Here is a 17,298-nt window from a genome sequence, read left to right as displayed (position 1 = left end):
ACACATCGGTGTTCACGACTGCCTCCGGTGGTGGCGATGGGAATTCGGCTCCTGTTGCGCCGCCGCGGCCAGTTCGATGTCCGAGCCGCCGAGCGTCTCCACCGACTCGATGCGCTTCTCGGCCTGCGAGACGGACTCGTCCGCCGAACCGACCGGGGGAGCGGAGGAGAGTGATTCGTCGTCGACGCCTGCCTTGCCGAGCCACCTGCGCACCTCGTAGCTGATCAGGATGGCGATCAACGTCAGACCGCTCATGAGGAACTGCGAGCGGGTGCTCGGGAGGAAGGCCATCGCGAGGATGACCGTGGCCATCAGCGCGATGGTGGCGTAACTCAGCCAGGGGAACAACCACATCCGGAGTTGCAGTGCCGCGGGATCTTCGTGCTCGAGCCGCCGGCGGAGCACCACCTGGGAGACGGCGATCAGCAGGTAGACGAACAGCGCGACGGCGCCGTAGGAGTTGACGAGGAAGTTGAACACGACGTCGCCCCACACGTACGTGCAGGCGACGGAGATGTAGCCGATGGTCGTGCCGAGCAGAATCGCGCGACGGGGCACCCCGTTGCGGGAGAGCTTGGTGAAGAACTTGGGCGCATCGCCGTTCCGGGTGAGCGCGAACAACATTCGTGACGTGGTGTACAGCGCGGAGTTCAGGCAGGAGAGTACCGCGGTGAGGACGATGAAGTTCATGATCGTGGCGACGCCGGGAATTCCGAGCACCTCGAGCACCGACGCGTACGGACTGACGCCGACGCTCTCGGTGTCCCACGGCTGGATCGTGACGACCACGAGAATCGACCCGACGTAGAACGTCACGATCCGCACCACGATCGACCGCATGGCTCGGGCGACAGCACGTTTCGGTTCCTCCGACTCGGCGGCGGCGATCGTCACGATCTCGGCCCCGGTGTAGAAGGCGACGCAGGGGACGACCGCGGCGAGCACCGCACCCCAGCCCAGCGGGGTGAATCCGCCGTGACTGACGAGGTTGCCGAGCCCCGGCGTCGAATCGGGCCACAGCCCGGTGATCCAGAGGGCGCCCATCCCGAGGAACAGGACGATCGCGACCACCTTGATCGAGGAGAACCAGTATTCGAACTCGCCGTAGGAGCGGGCGGACACCATGTTGGTGGCCGTCAGCAGCAGCATCAGCCCCAGGCTCAGCATCCACAGCGGCACCATCGGTATCCACAGTTGCAGGATCCGGCCGCCGGCGATGGCCTCGACCGCAACGACGATGACGAAGAAATACCAGTACATCCACCCCGTCGCGAACCCGGCCCGGCGCCCCAGCGCCTGGCGGGCGTACACGTAGAACGATCCGACCACCGGCCGCGCCACCGCCATCTCCGCCAGCATCCGCATGATCAACAGCGTGATGATGCCCGCGAGGAGGAAGGAGATGATCGCGGCGGGTCCCGCGCCGCCGATGACGACGCCGCTGCCCACGAACAGGCCGGCACCGATCACGCCACCGAGCGCGATCAGGTTCATGTGCCGGCGTTTCAGGCCTTTTCCGAGACCGGAACTGTCGGTGTGTTCGGGAACGGTACTGTCCACATTTCCTCCAGAGGGCGTTGACCGAGCGCGCCGGCTGTCTGCGTCCGTCCGTAGCCGGACGGTGGTGCAGGGCGGGCACCGAGCATGTGTGACCCACGTCACTTATTTGGTGAGTCACCTCACCTTACGACTCGGAAACAGCACCAGCCCAGAGCCAGATTTGCGGGGAGGAGAGGGACCAGAGGATTTATGGAACCTGCCCTGCCACGCCCTTTTCCAGAAGGTCCCGTGCGCAGTCCAGTACCGCCTGTTCGGGCGAGCGAGGCTCCCAGCCGAGCACCCGCTTCGCCTTCTCGATGCTGTGCCGATTCCGCCGCCCCAGCGCCGGTGTGATCTCCCGGAGCGAGGGATCGAGGTAGCGGGCGGCGAGGCGAACGACGAAGTCGGGGAGTTGGCGCGTGCGCACTTTCCGGCCTGGATCGCCGAGGCCGGAATGCAGGACTTCGGCCATTTCCCGCATCCACCGGAAGTCTCCGGTCGCCAGAAACCGTTCGCCCGCCGCCGCCGGCGACGTCATCGCGAGGATGTGGATGTCGGCCAGATCCCGGACGTCGACGATCTCCAATCCGATGCGTGGAACTCCGCGCATGCGGCCGGAGATCATCCGCTGGACGATCCCGACGGATCCGAGGTTGGCGGTGGTCAGCACCGGGCCGAACACGGCGCCCGGCAACACCGTCGTCAACTCGGTGACGCCGCCCTGCTCGCGCACGAAGTCCCAGGCTGCTCGCTCGGCGAGTGTCTTCGATCGGCGGTACGGAATCAGCGTGGGATCGTCGGGGTCGGTCCACAACTCTTCGTCCGTGACGCCTTCGGTTGCATACGAGGAGGGGCTCGCCGCGTTTGCGGCGGACGTCATCACCACTCGCCGTACGTTCGCCGAGGTGGCGGCGCGCAGGACCCGGAGTGCACCGCCGCGCGCCGAGGCGATCAGCATCTCTTCGCCGCCGGAAGCCGAGATTCCGAGCGGGGAGGCCACGTGCAGCACGTAGTCGACTCCCTCCACAGCCTCGTCCCAGCCGTCGTCTGCGGTCAGATCCGCGACGGCGAACGTCAGGCGACCCGGGTCGACGTCGACCACGCCGGACACCGCCGCCCGCACGTCATTTGCCCTGCTCGCGCTGCGGACGGTCGTCCGCACGTCGTATCCCCGCTGCAGCAACTCGACGATGCACCAGCCCGCGACGTAGCCGCTGCCGCCGGTGACCAGTACCAACTCGGTCATGACGTCCATCCTTCCGTAAACCGACCCGGTCCGATGCGCGCCACAACCGTGGCGTGAGCACGTCGTCACGCTGACACGCGCAGCGCAGCGCATAACGCCCTTCCCGGCGGGTACTACTTCCGTACCGATCCTCGTCGCCGCGGGAGGCGCCATGACCACCGACAACCAGGGCGACCGAACCGACGTCGACAAGGCGTTGCTCGGACACTCGACGTACCGCAGCCTCGGCGAACAGCAACTTTCGCCCGCTGAGGAGCGATTCGAGAAGGGCCGCCGCACGATCGGGCTCTTTCTCGCGCCGCTGCTCACCATCGGATTCCTCGCGCTTCCCCTCGACATTCCGCCGAACCAGCAGACGCTGGCGGGCGTCCTGATCGGCGTCATCGTGCTGTGGGTGTCCGAGGCGGTGCCGATCCCGATCGGCGGCCTGCTCGGTGTCGCCGTCGTGGTGTTTCTGGGGGTGGCGCCCGCCGACGAGGTGCTCTCGGCGTTCGGGTCGTCGACGATCTTCACGTTCATCGGCGCGTTCATCCTCGCCCAGGCGATGCTCGAGCACGGCGTGGCGCGGCGGTTCGCGTTCCGGATCCTGACGCTGCCGCGGGTGGGCCAGTCCACCACCGGAGTGATCGTCGCGTTCGGCGCCATCACGTGCGGGCTCTCGGCGTTCGTGTCCAACACCGCGACGGTGGCCATGCTGCTGCCCACGGCCCTGGGCATCCTCGGCGTCATCGCCAAGCTGATGCAGCACCGCGGTGTGGTCGCACCGGACTTCGACCCGTTGCGGCTTCGCGTCGGCTCCGCGATCATGCTGATGCTCGCATACGGCGCCAGCGTGGGCGGCCTGCTGACGCCGGTCGGGAGCCCCCCGAACCTCATCGGACGCGGGCTCATCGAGGAGGCCACCGGGGAGCGGATCACGTTCGGGCAGTGGATGGTCATGGCCGTCCCGATCTGCCTGGTGATGTTCATTGCGCTCGCCTTCATCCTGCTGCGCCTCAACAAACCCGAGATCCGGCGCATCGAAGGCGTCTCCGAGTACCTGGCGGAGCAGCGCGCCGACATGGGCCCCCTGTCCCGGGCCGAGAAGAACACGCTCATCGCGTTCGGGGTCACGGTGACGCTGTGGATCCTGCCCGGCGTCGTCGCGGTGATCGCCGGCAACGACTCCGATCTGTACATCACGATCTCTGACCGACTCGACGAAGGCATGGTGGCGGTGTTCGGGGCGGCGCTGCTCTTCCTGCTGCCGACCGATTGGGAACAACGCGAGTTCACCCTGCGCTGGCGGGACGCGGCGAAGATCGACTGGGGCACGATCGTCCTGTTCGGCACCGGCATCATTTTCGGGTCGCTACTCGCCGACACCGGTCTCGCCGAAACGATCGGCACCTCCGTCGCCGACTCGCTGGGACTTTCGAGCGTCGTCCCCATCACGATCTTCGCCGTGGTCCTGGCCATCGCCGTGTCGGAGACGACGAGCAACACGGCGTCCGCCGCGGTCGTGGTGCCGATTGTGATTCCGGTGGCGATCGCGGCCGGGGTCAACCCGTTCGTCCCGGCCCTCGCGGCGACGTTCGCCGCGTCGTTCGGCTTCATGCTGCCGGTGTCGACGCCGCAGAACGCCGTGGTCTACGGCTCCGGCGCGGTACGGATCACCACGATGATCCGAAGCGGCATCACGTTCGACATCATCGGCGGGATTCTGATCATCGTCCTGCTGCCCCTGATGGTCGCCGTGGTCGGTCTCGGCGCCGGCTGACGCACGGACGCGGTCGCAAATGCCGCTGCGGTGGACGCGATCTGAGAGACTGGCCGCGGAACGATCGCGAGACTACGAGGGGGCAGTGGGAGTATGCGGGGGATCTTCGAACGAGTGGCACTGGCCGTCGGTATCAGCGTCGTGTGCGCGGCGGGGGCCACACCGCTCGCCGCCGCGCAACCGGCGCCGGGCGACGAACTCGACTGGGGGCCCTGCCCGGCCGAGTACGAACTCGATCCGGCGTCCGAGCAGTGCGGGTCGGTCGCTGTGCCCCGCAACTATGCGGATCCGGCCGCCGGCACGATCGACGTCCTCGTCACCCGCCACCGCGCCGAGGATCCCGCGGCGCGGCGAGGCGTGCTGTTCACCAATCCCGGTGGGCCGGGCGGCGACGCGATCGGCTCGAACAGCATGTTCGTCGACGTGCTGCCCGACGCGGTCCGCGCACAATGGGACGTGATCGGTGTGCAACCGCGCGGGCTCCCCTATGCCGGCGCCGTCGACTGCGCCCTGTCCCCCGAGCAGACGACGGCGATGGGCCTCGGCTTCGGCGGCGCCGCAACGCGTGCCGCGTGCCAGTCCGCCGCGCCGGGCACCACGGCGCACCTGACGACCGAGAACACCGCGCGGGACTGGGAGCAGGTCCGGGCCGCGCTCGGCGAGGACGTCATCGACATCTACGGCCTGTCCTACGGCACCATCCTCGGATCCACCTACGCGACGCTGTTCCCGCAGCACACCGGCCGGATGGTCCTCGACTCCGCGGTCGACCAGAAGTGGCTGTGGAACGACGTGCTGTGGCAGCAGAACGACGGCTACAAGGAACGCTTCTACGACCTCATGGACTGGGTCGCCGCCCACGACGACACGTACGGGCTCGGCGACACCCCGCTGAAGGTCTACCAGCGGTGGTCGGACCGGATCGTCGAGGAGGCCGGCGGCAACCCGACGATCGCGCCGCCGCCCGCCCAGGTCGGTGACGTACCGCCCGGCCTGGAATCGCTCGCCGACGCCTACCGCGGCGGGGTCGATCTGACCGGACCGGCCCGGGTCCAATTCGAGGCCTTCATCCGTGGCATCGCAAATCCGTCGCACACCCAGACGGCGTCCAGCATCTACGTGATGACACGGCAACTGCTTCCCGCCCGGAACAACTGGCCCCTCCTGGCCCGGATGGTCCGCGACGGCCCCGGCGCGATCCCCGAGGGTGCCGGGCTGAACGACCTGACGGAGCAGGAGTACGCGCGACTGCTCCAGTCCCAGACGATGCAGACGCTCGTGCTGTGCAACGAGAACGCCGTCGCGGCGCGGCCGGACCGCATCCCCGGCTGGCTGTTCTCGACGTTCGTCACCGGCGACCTCTTCGACCTCATCGGGTACGGCTACAGCTCCGGAACGTTCTGCGCCGGTGCGCCGCCCGTCGTCGCACCGCCCGCTTTGAGCAACCGGGGGCTGGCGACGGCGCCGCTCGTCCTGCAGGGGCTGCGCGACCCGCAGACCCCGTATCAGGGCGGAGTTCGGCTCGCCCACGACATGGGGGCGAACCTCGTCACCGTCGGGGGCGGGGATCACGGCGCCGGGATCCAGGGCGGCAACGCCGTCGTCGACCAGGCCGTCACCGAGTACCTCGAGACCGGGCACACGAGCGTCACGGAGGCACCCGAGGCGCCGATCATCGCACCGCTCTGAACCCGCCCCGGAGCGTCAGCGAACGTAGTCGGCACCCGTGATGTCGACGGTGGCCCCGGTCGCGTGACGGGCACGACCCGACGCGAGGAACGCGATCGTCTCGGCCACGTCCTCGGGCGGTGTGACCTCGCCGAGGGGTAGCGCGGCCGCGGCGCCGCCGGCCACCGCGTCGTCGGCGAGATCGGTGGCCACCCATCCCGGTGCCACCGCGTACGCGAGGATGTTGTCGCTGGCGAAGCCGCGGGCGACACCTCGGGTGAGCGCCAGGACCGCGCCCTTCGCGGCGCCGTACGCCAGGTGGTCGGCGTCGTCACCGCGGTGGGAGGAGCGGCTGGCGACGGTGACCACGGCGCCGCCGCCGTGTTCGCGGAAATGCGCGATCGCGTATCGGGTCAGATCGGCGGGTGCGGTGAGATTCAATGCGAGGTTACGAGTCCACCCCTCGTGCCACTCGGACTCGTCGTCGATCGGGGACGCGATCCAGGCGCCTGCGTTGTTGACCAGCACGTCGATCCGCCCGCACACACGCACCGCCTCCTCCCACACGTCGCGGGTGGCGGCCGGGTCGGTGAGGTCTCCCTGCACGAGGTGAACCCGCTTGCCGCCGAGTTCCTCGGCAAGGTTCTTCGCCGCGCGCTCATTCGACCCGTAGTGCACGACGACGGTGCCGCCGTCCCGATGGATCACCCGGGCGGTGGCCGCGCCGATACCCCGGGACGCACCGGTCACCAGGACAGCCTTTCCGGCGAGCGGACCTGTCGCGGGGGCGCTCACGAGACAGCCTGCGCGCCGGTGATTTCCACGGCCGCACCGCAGACGAACGGGGCCTCGTCCGACGCGAGGAACGCCACGAGCGCGGCGACCTCCTCGGGCCGCCCGATCCTCCCGAACGGGACCTTCGCGTCGAGGTCGGCGACGGTCAGGCCCTTGCGGGCCAGGCCGGCCTCGAGCATCGGGGTGCGAATCTCGCCGGGGCACACGGCGTTGACCCGGATGTTGTGCGGGGCGTAGTCGCGGGCGAGGTTCTGGGTGAAGGAGACCACCGCGGCCTTGGAGACGTTGTAGGCGACGTGCCCCGGGGCGGGATACAGGCCCCACTGGGACGCGGTGTTGACGATGGCACCCTTGCCGGCGTCGATCATGGTCGGGAGCACCGCGCGGCACAGGTGGAACAGGGCGTCGACGTTCACGGCGAACGTGGCGGACCAGTCGTCCTCGGTCAGCGACAGGAGGTCGCCGCGCCGGTTGATGCCCGCGTTGTTCGCCAGGACGTCGATCCGGCCGTGGCTCTCGGCGACGTCCGCGGCGAGTGCCGCACACGCCTCGGGATCGGTGACGTCGAAGACCCGGGCCTCGGCGAGCAGACCCCGCCCGGCGAGGTCGTCGACGACGGCCTTCGCGGCGGCGTCGTCGGCGTCGCACACGAGGACGCGGGCGCCCTCCTCCGCGAACCGGGCACTGATTGCGGCCCCGATGCCGCCGCCGGCGCCGGTGACGATCACGACCTGATCGTCGAATCTACGAGTGGTCTGGGTCGGGCTCATGGGATAGCTGCTCCCGTTCGGTCGGAGTGTCGGTGGGTGGTGCGGTCAGAACCGGACGGCGTCGATGAACTTGTTCAGCTCTTCGTTGTCGGACCTGGTGAACGCGAGTTCCGGCGTGGTGTTCACGGCGATCTCGCCGTCCTGGAAGAACACCAGGCGGTCGGCCGCCTTCGACGCGAAGGCCATGTCGTGGGTGACCAGAGCGATGGCGATGCCTTCCTCGGCCTTCAGTCGCCGCAGCACCTCGAGGACCTCGGCGGCCACCGGCGGGTCGAGCGCCGACGTGATCTCGTCGCACAGCAGCAGTCGCGGCTTCATCATCAGCGCGCGGGCGATGGCGACGCGCTGGCGTTCACCGCCGGACAGCTGGGTGCACCGGCTGAGGATGTGCTGCTTCATCCCGACCTCCGCAAGCGCGGCCTCGGCGCGGTCCCGTGCCTCCGAGCCGGACATGCCGAGCCGTTTGCGGGGCGCGAGGGTGAGGTTGTCGAGGACGTTCATGTGCGGCCAGAGGGTGTACGTCTGGAACACCATGCCGACGTGAAAGCTCTTGTCCGCCCACGCTTCGGTGCGCTGCTGGTCCTCGAAGACGCGGACGCCGTCGAAGTCGATCGTTCCCTCGTCGGGTTCGGTGAGACCGGCGAGCGCGCGCAGCATGGTGCTCTTGCCGGATCCGCTCTTGCCGATGATGACGGTGATGTCGCCGGCGTGCATGTCGAAGTCGACGTTCCGCATGATGGTGCGGCCGTGGAAACTCTTCTGTAGTCCGCGGGCGGAGACGAGGACGCCGCCGATGTCGGTCTGGAACGGTGCGGTGGATTCGAGGGTTTTCATCGCCGGCCTCCGGTTCGGTTTGTGCGATCGGTTGGGGTGCGGTGGTCGGTCGTCATGACGTCGCCACTCGTCGCCCGGGAATCATGCGGCTGAGGAAGCTCTGGCTGCCGGCTGCGCCGCGTGCCGAGTTCTGCTGCATGCGTCGTTCGAGATTGCTGGTGGCGAGGGAGACCGGGAACGCGACCGCGAAGTAGATCACCGCGGCGAGGGTGAAGACTTCCAGCGAACGGTACGTCTCGGACGAGATCGTGTTGGCGACGAACATCAGGTCGGCGACCGCGATCGTCGACACCAGGGCCGAATCCTTGAAGATCGAGATGTTCAGCGACAGGATGACCGGCGTCTGCTGCCGAATCGCCTGGGGAACAATGATGTAGCGCAGCTGCTGCAGTCGCGTCAGGCGCAGCATCTTGCCCGCTTCGACCTGCTCTGCGGGCACCGCCTGGAATCCGCTTCGGTAGGCCTCGGCCATGAACGCGGTCAGGTTCGCCGACAGGGCGATGACCGCCGAGGTGAATCCGGAGATCGTCAGGCCGGTGAGGGCGGGGAGTGCGTAGAAGATCCAGAAGAGCTGGACGAGCATCGGGGTGCACCGGAACACCTCGATGTAGGCCTGCGCACCCCAGCGGACCAGTTCGATCTCCGACATCCGCGCGACCGCGACGGGCACGGCGAGGACCATGCTGATCGCGATGGTGATGACCGTGAGTTCGAGCGTGACGACCAGGCCCTCGAGCATCAGGGGAAACGCGTCGAAGACTACGTTCCAATCGAATTCGTAGTTCATGGCTGCCGTCCCTATTTCTTGACCAGGTCGCCGAGATCGTCGATCTCGTGGTAGTCGACGCCGGCGTAGGCGCGGGCGAGTTCTCCGCTCTCGCGGGCACGCTCGATGGCGATGTTGATGATCTGCAGCGACCGCGCGTCGGTGTCGGCGGGAATTCCGTATGCGGCCGACGCGGAGTAGATCGGCGGATCGGGCACGACGATCTTCAGGCCGGGATCGGCCAGGGTCTGGGCCTCGGCGGTCGGCAGATCGGCGAACTCCGCGATCACCCGGCCTGCCTGGAGGGCGGACAGCGCATTGGAATAGTTATCCACCGGCATGACGGTCAATCCTGTTTCCTGAAGCGCCTTTTCAGGTGCGGAGCCCTGCGCGGTCGCGACGGCACCCCCGTCCGTCCTGATCTGTTCGGCGGTGGTGTGCGGCGAGTCGGCCTTCACCACGTACACCGCCTGGTACTCGTAGACCGGGTCGGTGAACTGAATGGCCAGCGACCGTTCGACGGTGTAGTCGAGGTTGGCGGCGAAGTCGTAGCGATCGGCCTGCAGTCCCGCGACGATGTTCTTCCATTCGGCGGCCACCGGCTTCAGCTCCACGCCGAGTTGATCGGCCAGGGCCTGCAGTGGAATGAGGTTCGGTCCCCCGAGTGTTCCGTCGGCGCCCTGGACGGTCATCGGCGCGGCGATTGCCACACCTACCCGGAGTTCCCCCCGGTCCTTGATGTCATCGACGAACGAACCCTGCGGACCCCCGACGCCGCCGGACTCCGATCCGCTGCTCAGGCCGGCGCCGACGTAGCCGGATGCCGCGGCGACGACGCAGATGCCGGCGACGCCGAGAACTCTCTTGGTGCTTTTTTGCATGACTGCCCTCTTCGTGTGCAGGGTGCAGGCGCCGTGGGGTGCGGCGGCACTGGGTCCGAATTCCGAGTTCGGTGGGGCGATTCGAGTGAAGCGCGTGTGTCTCCATCGCTCGGCTGGTGTGGAAGTCGGCGAAAGTGTGATCCACGCCGCATTTCCTCCTACGTAAGATTGTCAAACAATCAGACGGAGCGCAAGAGGTCGGCGTAGGAATTCGAGATTTCGGCCGATCGGCGTCACCCGGACGAAACACAACCGCGGTGCGTAGAGGACCCCGCAGGCAGCTGAGCTGGGGATTGTCCGGTCGGGCCTGCGCCGGTGCGCGTCAGGCAGCGGCGTGTAAATTTCGGGTTATGTCGGCGGCCGCCGCCGTCCGAGGGGCCCCGAAGCTCAGTCCGAGGCCTCGGCGGCCGCCATCAACGCGACGAGTTCTTCGGCGCTGTCGATGGTGTGCGCGACGAAAGCCGCCCGGATCTTGTCGAGGTTACGCGTGCGAATCGCGTCGACGAGCCGCTCGTGAACCTCGAAGGCACGTTGGGGATCCGACCGGGTGAACTGGTCCTGCGCGAGCGCGATCGTGATGTGAGCCTCGGTGACCGGCCACAGCTTCAGCAGCAGGTAGTTCTCCGACGCCGCCCAGATGCTGCGGTGGAATCGCAGGTGGGCGTCGTGCTGGACGAGAGGGTCGGGGTCGAAGGCGAGCCGCGCGTACTCGCGCCAGCTGTCCATCACAATCTCGAGACGGCGACCGGAGCCGTCGGCGAGGATCGCGGTCATCGCCTGCATGTCGATCGCGACACGCGCCTCGGCGATGTCGAGGAGGGCCTTCGCGTCGAGCGACGCCACCCGCAGGCCGCGGTACGGCTCCTGCACGAGCAGCCCTTCCTGGGCCAGCTGGTTGAGGGCTTCGCGGACGGTGGGCCTGCTCACGCTGAGCGAAGAAGACAGCTGGGCCTCGGTGAGCTTCTCGCCGGGCTGCAGGGCGCCGAGCACGATCGCGCGCTTGATCTCGGCGATGACGCCGTCGCGGCGGGTGGTCGAGGCGACAGGCAGCAGCGCCGAGGCACTGCTCGGTGCGATTGCCGCCGTGCCGTCGGCCGTGGCCTGTGACTTCGCCATGATCCGCCTTGTCGAGTGAGGACTTCCTTGAAACCCATTATGCATATTGCCTGACAATCCCTGACCTGGGGCTCGCATGGGCGTAGGGACGCCCCGTTCGATCACGGGCAGGACGTCAATTTCCCCCAGCCGTTGACAGCAGGTCGAGGCAGTGCTTAGTGTTGCCCATCACAAGCGCAGATTGTCTGACAAACTGCATCTCACATTTTTCGCGACCCACCGGTTGCATCGAAGCGCCGGTCGGCGCTGTCAGGAGGCTGAGGACATCATGCGAATCGTTGTTGTCGGAGGTGGTGTCGTCGCCTTGGCGAGTGCGTACCGTCTGGCCAAGGCCGGCTGCGAGGTCGTCGTACTGGAAGCGCGGACCGCGGGGTCGGCCGCTACCCACGGGAATGCCGCGAAGATCGCGCTGGCCGAGAGCGGGCCGGTCCCGGCGCCCGGCGTGATCCTGCAGGGACTGCGGTGGATGCTCAAGCCCGACAGCCCACTCTACGTGAAGCCTTCCATGGCACCGGATTTCATCAAGTTCATGCTGACGATGGCGCGGCACTGTAACGCCCGCGACTTCCGTTTCGGCCTGGAGACCCACCTGCGGCTGGCGTCCGACGCGAACGACCTGCTCGACGAGTACACCAAGGACGGCATCGAATTCGAGATGCACAAGGCCGGTGTGCTGCTGGCGTTCGAGACCCGGGAGCGCTACGAGGAGCACTGCGGATCCCTGCCGATCTTCGAGGGCTTCGGCATGCACCCGACCCACCTCGACAGCGACGGTGTCCAGGAAACCGAGCCGGCACTGAACGAGCGGATCAAGCACGGCCTGTTCTTCGCCGACGACCGCCAGCTCGAACCCGACTCCCTCACCCGTGCGCTGGTCAAGCGCTGCGAGGAACTCGGGGTGCAGATCCGGGAGAACACCAAGGTAGGACGGTTCCTGCGCAAGGGCTCCACCGTGACCGGCGTGGTCACCGACACCGGCGAGCAGATCGACGGCGACGCGCTGCTGCTGGCGGCAGGCGTGTGGAGTGGTCCGCTGTCGAAGGAACTCGGCGCCCCGATGCCGATCCGTCCGGGCAAGGGCTACAGCGTCGACTACAGTCCGGCGCCGATCAAGCTGAACACCTCCCTGACGCTCGAGGACGCCCGTGTGGCGGTCACCCCGCTCGACGGCATGATCCGGCTCGCCGGAACCATGGAGTTCGGCGGCTTCGAGGAGAGCGTGAACCAGACCCGGGTCGCCGCCATCCAGCGCGCGGCCGCCGAGAACTTCGACGGCTGGGACAACCCGCCCGGAGCGGCGGCGCCGTGGGCTGGACTGCGTCCGATGACCCCGGACGGCCTGCCTATCGTCGGCAAGTTCGGCAGCCTCGACAACGCCTACATCGCGTCCGGGCACGGCATGCTGGGCCTGACCCTGGCGCCGGGCACCGCCGAGATCATCACCGAAACCATTGTCAATCACCGTGTTCCGGAGATCGCGACCTCCATTTCGCCCAACCGCTTCCTGACTCGCCGCGCCCTGCGCCGCGCCTGATCGGCCGACTCGGCAGGCGCCTTCCGAGAAAGAAACCTCACGCCATGACGATCGCACAACCGGCTACCGGCGTCGTTCGCGGTCTGCAGCCGATCAGCAGCGGCACGCGCCGGGAAGAAGTGGCCGACTCGATCCGCCGGGCCCTCCTCACGGGGGAACTGCAACCCGGACAGCGGATCAAGGAAGTCGAACTCGCCGCCGTCCTCGGCGTCAGCAGGCCCACCCTGCGGGAAGCAGTACACGTGCTGATTCACGAGGGAACCCTGATCCAGGAGCCGTACAAGGGGATTCGGGTAGCGCAGACCAGCCCCGCCGCGCTGCTCGATCTCGCCGAGGTCCGTGTCTCGCTGGAAACCACGGCGGCGCAGCGGCTGGCCGCCGACCCCACCCGCGGCGGACTCGACACCCTGCGGCAGGCACTCGACGACCACCGGACGGCGATCGCCTCCGGCGACGTGGTGGCGTCCGACCTGACGCACCTCGAGTTTCACCGCACGCTGTGGCTGGCGTCGGGCAACGAGATGCTGATCAAGATCTGGCCTCTCGTGGCGGCGCAGATCCGCATGGCCATGACGGTCGACCAGGCCACCCGGTACGACCCCGACCGCGACCTCGCCATGCACGCCCGGCTGGTCGACGTCATCGAGCTGGGGGACCCCGACATCATCCGGGCCGAAGTGACCCGGCACATCCGAAGCAGCGCAGAAGAAGTCGTCTCGATCATCGGCGACTCCGACCACCCCTGACACACAAGGAGACAATTCATGAGCACGCAGTTCAGCGGAATCCTCGCCGCGGTCGTCACCCCGTTGACCGCCGACGGATCGGCCGTCGACCCCGACGGCATCAAGCGTCAGGCCGAGCACATCATCGGCGGCGGCATCAACGGACTCGTCCCCGGCGGCAGCACCGGTGAGTTCACGACCCTGTCCACCGACGAGCGCAAGCGGGCGACGGAGCTGTACATCGAGGCCGCGGCGGGCCGGGTCCCCGTCGTCGCAGGCACCGGCGCACTGAGCACCGCCGAGACCGTCGAGCTGAGCAAGCACGCCGCCGACGCCGGCGCCGCCGCGGTGATGATCGTCCCGCCGTTCTATGACACCCCGTCCTGGGACGAACTGCTGACGCACTACAGCGCGGTGTCCGACGCGGTCGACATCGACATCATGTACTACAACCTCCCGTCCGCCACCGGGGTGGACCTGGCGCCGGCGCAGTTCGCCGAACTGGCACGCAAGACCCGCGTCAACTCCTACAAGGACACCGGCGGAGACGCGGCGAAGTTCGCGTCCGTGCTGAACCACCACGCCGCGGACATCACCGCCCTCAACGGCTGGGACACCCTGTCGTTCGCCGGGCTCGCCGCAGGCGCGAAGGCGTCGGTGTGGGGGACCGCGAGCGTCATCCCGCAGCTGTGCGCGGACTTCTTCGACGCACTCTCCGTCCGCGGCGATCTGGTGGCCGCCCGGGAACTGTGGACGAAGATCTTCCCGATCTGCGAATTCCTCGAATCACACAACTACGCTTGCGCTATCAAGACCGGCCTCGAGCTCGTCGGCCAGGACGCGGGCCCGACCCGCCGCCCGGTGCTGCCGTTGGCACCGGAGTACCGGGACGAGTTCCGCCGCCTCCTCGTCGCGGCCGGCGTCAGTGTCGTCGAGAACTAGACCGAAGGACGAGACCGTGATCCCCAGGCAGACCATCAACGCCGTCGACGTCCACGCCGCCGGCGAGCCCGGACGGGTGCTCATCGGCAGCCACCTGCACGTCAAAGGCGCCACCATGGCCGACCGGCTGCAGTACTGCCGTGAGCACCTCGACGATCTGAGGTTGCTGATGCTGCACGAGCCGCGCGGATATCCCGGACTGTGCGCCGTCCTGGTGCTGCCCCCGGTCAACCCGGACAGCGACTTCGGCATGGTGGTGCTCGAACAAGGGGGATTCCGGCCGATGTCCGGGAGCAACCTCATCTGCGCCGTCACCGCACTCCTGGAGACCAGCACCCTGCCGGTGCAGGAGCCGGTGACGAAGCTGAAGGTCGACACCGCCGCCGGTGTCGTGCACGTGCGCGCCGACATCGCCGGCGGCAAGGTCGTGCGCGTCACGTTCGACAACGTCCCCGCGTTCGCCGTGGCCATCGACCATCCGCTCGAACTGCCCGAATACGGCACCGTCCCGGTCGACATCGTCTTCGGCGGGCAGTTCTTCGTCCAGGCCAAGGCCGCCGACCTCGGTCTCGAACTGGTGCCCGGCGCCGCGAAGGACCTGGCCCGCGCCGGGGCCGTGCTGCGCACCGTCGCGCAACGCGATATCGCGGTCCGGCACCCGTTCAACCCGGACATCGACCATGTCGCACTGACGATGATCCACGGCCCGTCCCCGACCCCGGGCGTCTCCGGGCGCAACACCGTCGTCCTCCCCAACGGCACCGTCGACCTCGCCGACCCGACGACGTGGACCGGCGCGCTGGACCGGTCGCCGTGCGGCACCGGCACCTGCGGGCGGATGGCCGCCAAACACGCGCGCGGCGAACTGGCGCTCGGGGAGCAGTTCGTCCACGAGAGCCTGCTCGGCACCACGTTCACCGGCACACTCACCGACATCACCGACGTCGGACCGCACCGGGCGGTGCTGCCGTCGGTCAGCGGCCGCGGCTGGATCACCGGGTTCAACCAGTACGTCCTCGACGCGGACGACCCGTTCCCGCGCGGCTACACCCTGGGCGACCTGTGGGGCCCGGAATCCGAGGGCGACGACGCCCGGCAACTACTCGACCAACTCGATCTGGAGAATTGATGACCACCCACGAGAAGCTGCAGTTCATCGCCGGGGAACGCCGGCACGGCAGCTCCGAGACGGAGCTGACGATCATCGACCCGTCCACCGGCGAGCCGATCACCACCGGCCTGGCCGCGACCACCGGGGACGTCGACGCCGCCGTCGCGGCCGCTCGCGCCGCGTTCCCGGGCTGGTCCCGCACCACCCCCGCCGAACGCTCGGACATCATGCTGCGCTGGGCCGAGGTCCTGCGGTCCCGCAGCACGGAGCTGACCGCCCTCGAGAGCCGCAACGGCGGCAAGGCGATCAAGCTGGCCGACGGTTTCGACATCCCCGGGGTGATCGACAACGTCACGTTCTTCGCCACCACCGCCCGCAATCTGGAGGGCAAGGCGAGCGGGGAGTACTCCGGCGATCACACGTCGTCGATCCGCCGTGAGGCGATCGGCGTCGTCGGATCGATCTCGCCATGGAACTACCCGCTGCAGATGGCGGCCTGGAAGATCCTGCCCGCGGTCGCCGCCGGCAACACCATCGTCCTCAAGCCCTCCGAACTCACCCCGCTGACCTCGCTGCTCTTCGCCGAAACCGCGAAGGAAGCCGGCGTTCCGGACGGCGTCGTCAACATCCTCACCGGGGCCGGGCGCATCGCCGGACAGGCTCTGGTCGAGCATCCCGACGTGGACATGGTCTCGTTCACCGGGTCGACGCCGGTCGGCAAGCAGGTCGCCGCGACCGCGGCCGGCAGCGTCAAGCGGGTCCATCTGGAACTCGGCGGCAAGGCACCGTTCGTGGTGTTCGACGACGCCGACATCGAGGCCGCCGCCCGCGGCGCCGTCGCCGGTTCGCTGATCAACGCGGGCCAGGACTGCACCGCCGCCACCCGCGCCTACGTCCAGCGCCCCCTCTACGAGAACTTCGTCCAGCGGGTCGCCGAACTGATGGACGAGGTGAAGGTCGGCCCCGCCGACGACACCGACACCGACATGGGCTCGCTGATCTCACTGAAGCAGCGCGACCAGGTCGCGGCGATGGTCGACCGGGCCCGCGACGCCGGCGCGAAAGTGGTTCGCGGCGGCCGCATCCCGGAACACACCCCGGCCGCGGGCGCGTACTACGAGCCGACGCTGATCGTCGACGCGACGCAGGGCTCCGAGATCGTCCAGCAGGAGATATTCGGACCCGTCCTCGTGTGCCTGCCGTTCGATACCGACGACGAGGCCGTCACCCTCGCCAACGACACCCCCTACGGTCTCGCCGCATCGGCCTGGACGCAGAACGTGTACCGGGCGCAGCGGGCCACCCGGGAAATCCAGGCCGGGTGCGTGTGGGTCAACGACCACATCCCGATCATCAGCGAGATGCCGCACGGCGGCTACAAGGCCTCCGGATTCGGCAAGGACATGTCCACCTACTCGTTCGACGAGTACACCAACGTCAAGCACGTCATGTCCGACATCACCGGAGAGGCGCACAAGGGCTGGCACGACCTCATCTTCGGCGGACACTGACCCCGAACACTTTTCAGCTACCCACCGGGGCGGGGTCGATCTCTTCTGCCGAGGAGGTCGACCCCCGGACACGATGGTCCCCGGCGCCCGCCGAAACCTCA

At 68.1% G+C, this 17,298-nt stretch carries 15 protein-coding genes; 7 read left to right on the top strand and 8 right to left on the bottom strand.

Translation table 11 applies throughout. From position 1 onward, the window contains the following. Positions 1-12: 12 nt before the first annotated feature. Both JWS13_RS25790 and JWS13_RS25785 read right to left on the bottom strand, forming a co-directional pair. Complete coding sequence (locus tag JWS13_RS25790) at positions 13-1,560, bottom strand: amino acid permease (RefSeq protein WP_206008189.1); 1,548 nt, start codon at positions 1,558-1,560, stop codon at positions 13-15. Between the two features lie 187 nt (positions 1,561-1,747). Continuing rightward, on the bottom strand, positions 1,748-2,785 hold the full coding sequence (locus tag JWS13_RS25785) for an NAD-dependent epimerase/dehydratase family protein (RefSeq protein WP_206008188.1): 1,038 nt from the start codon (positions 2,783-2,785) through the stop codon (positions 1,748-1,750). A 151-nt stretch (positions 2,786-2,936) separates the two neighbouring features. On the opposite strand from JWS13_RS25785, the gene JWS13_RS25780 reads away from it, so the two are divergent. Next, a complete protein-coding gene (locus JWS13_RS25780) occupies positions 2,937-4,544 on the top strand; it encodes an SLC13 family permease (RefSeq protein WP_206008187.1) in 1,608 nt (535 codons plus the stop codon). 93 nt (positions 4,545-4,637) lie between these two features. Further along, positions 4,638-6,233: an alpha/beta fold hydrolase gene (locus tag JWS13_RS25775; protein ID WP_338050674.1), complete on the top strand. Its 1,596-nt coding sequence runs from the start codon at positions 4,638-4,640 to the stop codon at positions 6,231-6,233. A gap of 15 nt (positions 6,234-6,248) precedes the next feature. On the opposite strand, the gene JWS13_RS25770 is transcribed toward JWS13_RS25775, so the two are convergent. The 6 genes from JWS13_RS25770 to JWS13_RS25745 all read right to left on the bottom strand — a co-directional run bounded on the left by JWS13_RS25770 (position 6,249) and on the right by JWS13_RS25745 (position 11,374). Next, positions 6,249-7,007 carry an SDR family NAD(P)-dependent oxidoreductase gene (locus tag JWS13_RS25770; protein WP_206008186.1) on the bottom strand — a complete coding sequence of 253 codons (759 nt, stop codon included), beginning with the start codon at positions 7,005-7,007 and terminating at the stop codon, positions 6,249-6,251. Then, the gene (locus tag JWS13_RS25765; RefSeq protein WP_206008185.1) at positions 7,004-7,777 is read right to left on the bottom strand and encodes an SDR family NAD(P)-dependent oxidoreductase; all 774 of its coding nucleotides are present in this window, start codon (positions 7,775-7,777) and stop codon (positions 7,004-7,006) included. The genes JWS13_RS25770 and JWS13_RS25765 overlap by 4 nt, the downstream gene beginning before the upstream one ends. Before the next feature lie 45 nt (positions 7,778-7,822). Beyond that, a complete protein-coding gene (locus JWS13_RS25760) occupies positions 7,823-8,611 on the bottom strand; it encodes an amino acid ABC transporter ATP-binding protein (protein ID WP_206008184.1) in 789 nt (262 codons plus the stop codon). Positions 8,612-8,663: 52 nt separating this feature from the next. Further along, entirely contained in the window at positions 8,664-9,398 is a 735-nt protein-coding gene (locus tag JWS13_RS25755; RefSeq protein ID WP_206008183.1) for an amino acid ABC transporter permease, read from the bottom strand. A gap of 11 nt (positions 9,399-9,409) precedes the next feature. After that, entirely contained in the window at positions 9,410-10,258 is an 849-nt protein-coding gene (locus JWS13_RS25750) for a substrate-binding periplasmic protein (protein ID WP_206008182.1), read from the bottom strand. 387 nt (positions 10,259-10,645) lie between these two features. Further along, entirely contained in the window at positions 10,646-11,374 is a 729-nt protein-coding gene (locus JWS13_RS25745) for a GntR family transcriptional regulator (RefSeq protein WP_206008181.1), read from the bottom strand. A 268-nt stretch (positions 11,375-11,642) separates the two neighbouring features. Between JWS13_RS25745 and JWS13_RS25740 the strand changes: the two genes are divergently transcribed. From JWS13_RS25740 to JWS13_RS25720, 5 genes are read left to right on the top strand one after another with little or no spacing between them, the layout of a single operon-like run. Next, positions 11,643-12,908, top strand: coding sequence for an NAD(P)/FAD-dependent oxidoreductase (locus JWS13_RS25740; protein ID WP_206008180.1), 1,266 nt, complete (start codon positions 11,643-11,645; stop codon positions 12,906-12,908). A 44-nt stretch (positions 12,909-12,952) separates the two neighbouring features. Next, positions 12,953-13,654, top strand: a complete 702-nt coding sequence (locus JWS13_RS25735; RefSeq protein WP_206008179.1) for a GntR family transcriptional regulator — start codon at positions 12,953-12,955, stop codon at positions 13,652-13,654. A gap of 18 nt (positions 13,655-13,672) precedes the next feature. Further along, a complete protein-coding gene (locus tag JWS13_RS25730) occupies positions 13,673-14,575 on the top strand; it encodes a dihydrodipicolinate synthase family protein (protein WP_206008178.1) in 903 nt (300 codons plus the stop codon). Between the two features lie 16 nt (positions 14,576-14,591). Beyond that, on the top strand, positions 14,592-15,704 hold the full coding sequence (locus tag JWS13_RS25725; protein ID WP_206008177.1) for a proline racemase family protein: 1,113 nt from the start codon (positions 14,592-14,594) through the stop codon (positions 15,702-15,704). Then, entirely contained in the window at positions 15,704-17,197 is a 1,494-nt protein-coding gene (locus tag JWS13_RS25720) for a gamma-aminobutyraldehyde dehydrogenase (RefSeq protein ID WP_206008176.1), read from the top strand. The genes JWS13_RS25725 and JWS13_RS25720 overlap by 1 nt, the downstream gene beginning before the upstream one ends. Positions 17,198-17,298 lie beyond the last annotated feature (101 nt).

It is taken from the genome of Rhodococcus pseudokoreensis (assembly GCF_017068395.1).
In the GTDB taxonomy this organism is placed as follows: Bacteria; Actinomycetota; Actinomycetes; order Mycobacteriales; family Mycobacteriaceae; genus Rhodococcus_F; species Rhodococcus_F pseudokoreensis.
This window is presented reverse-complemented; position numbering and strand designations above follow the sequence as displayed.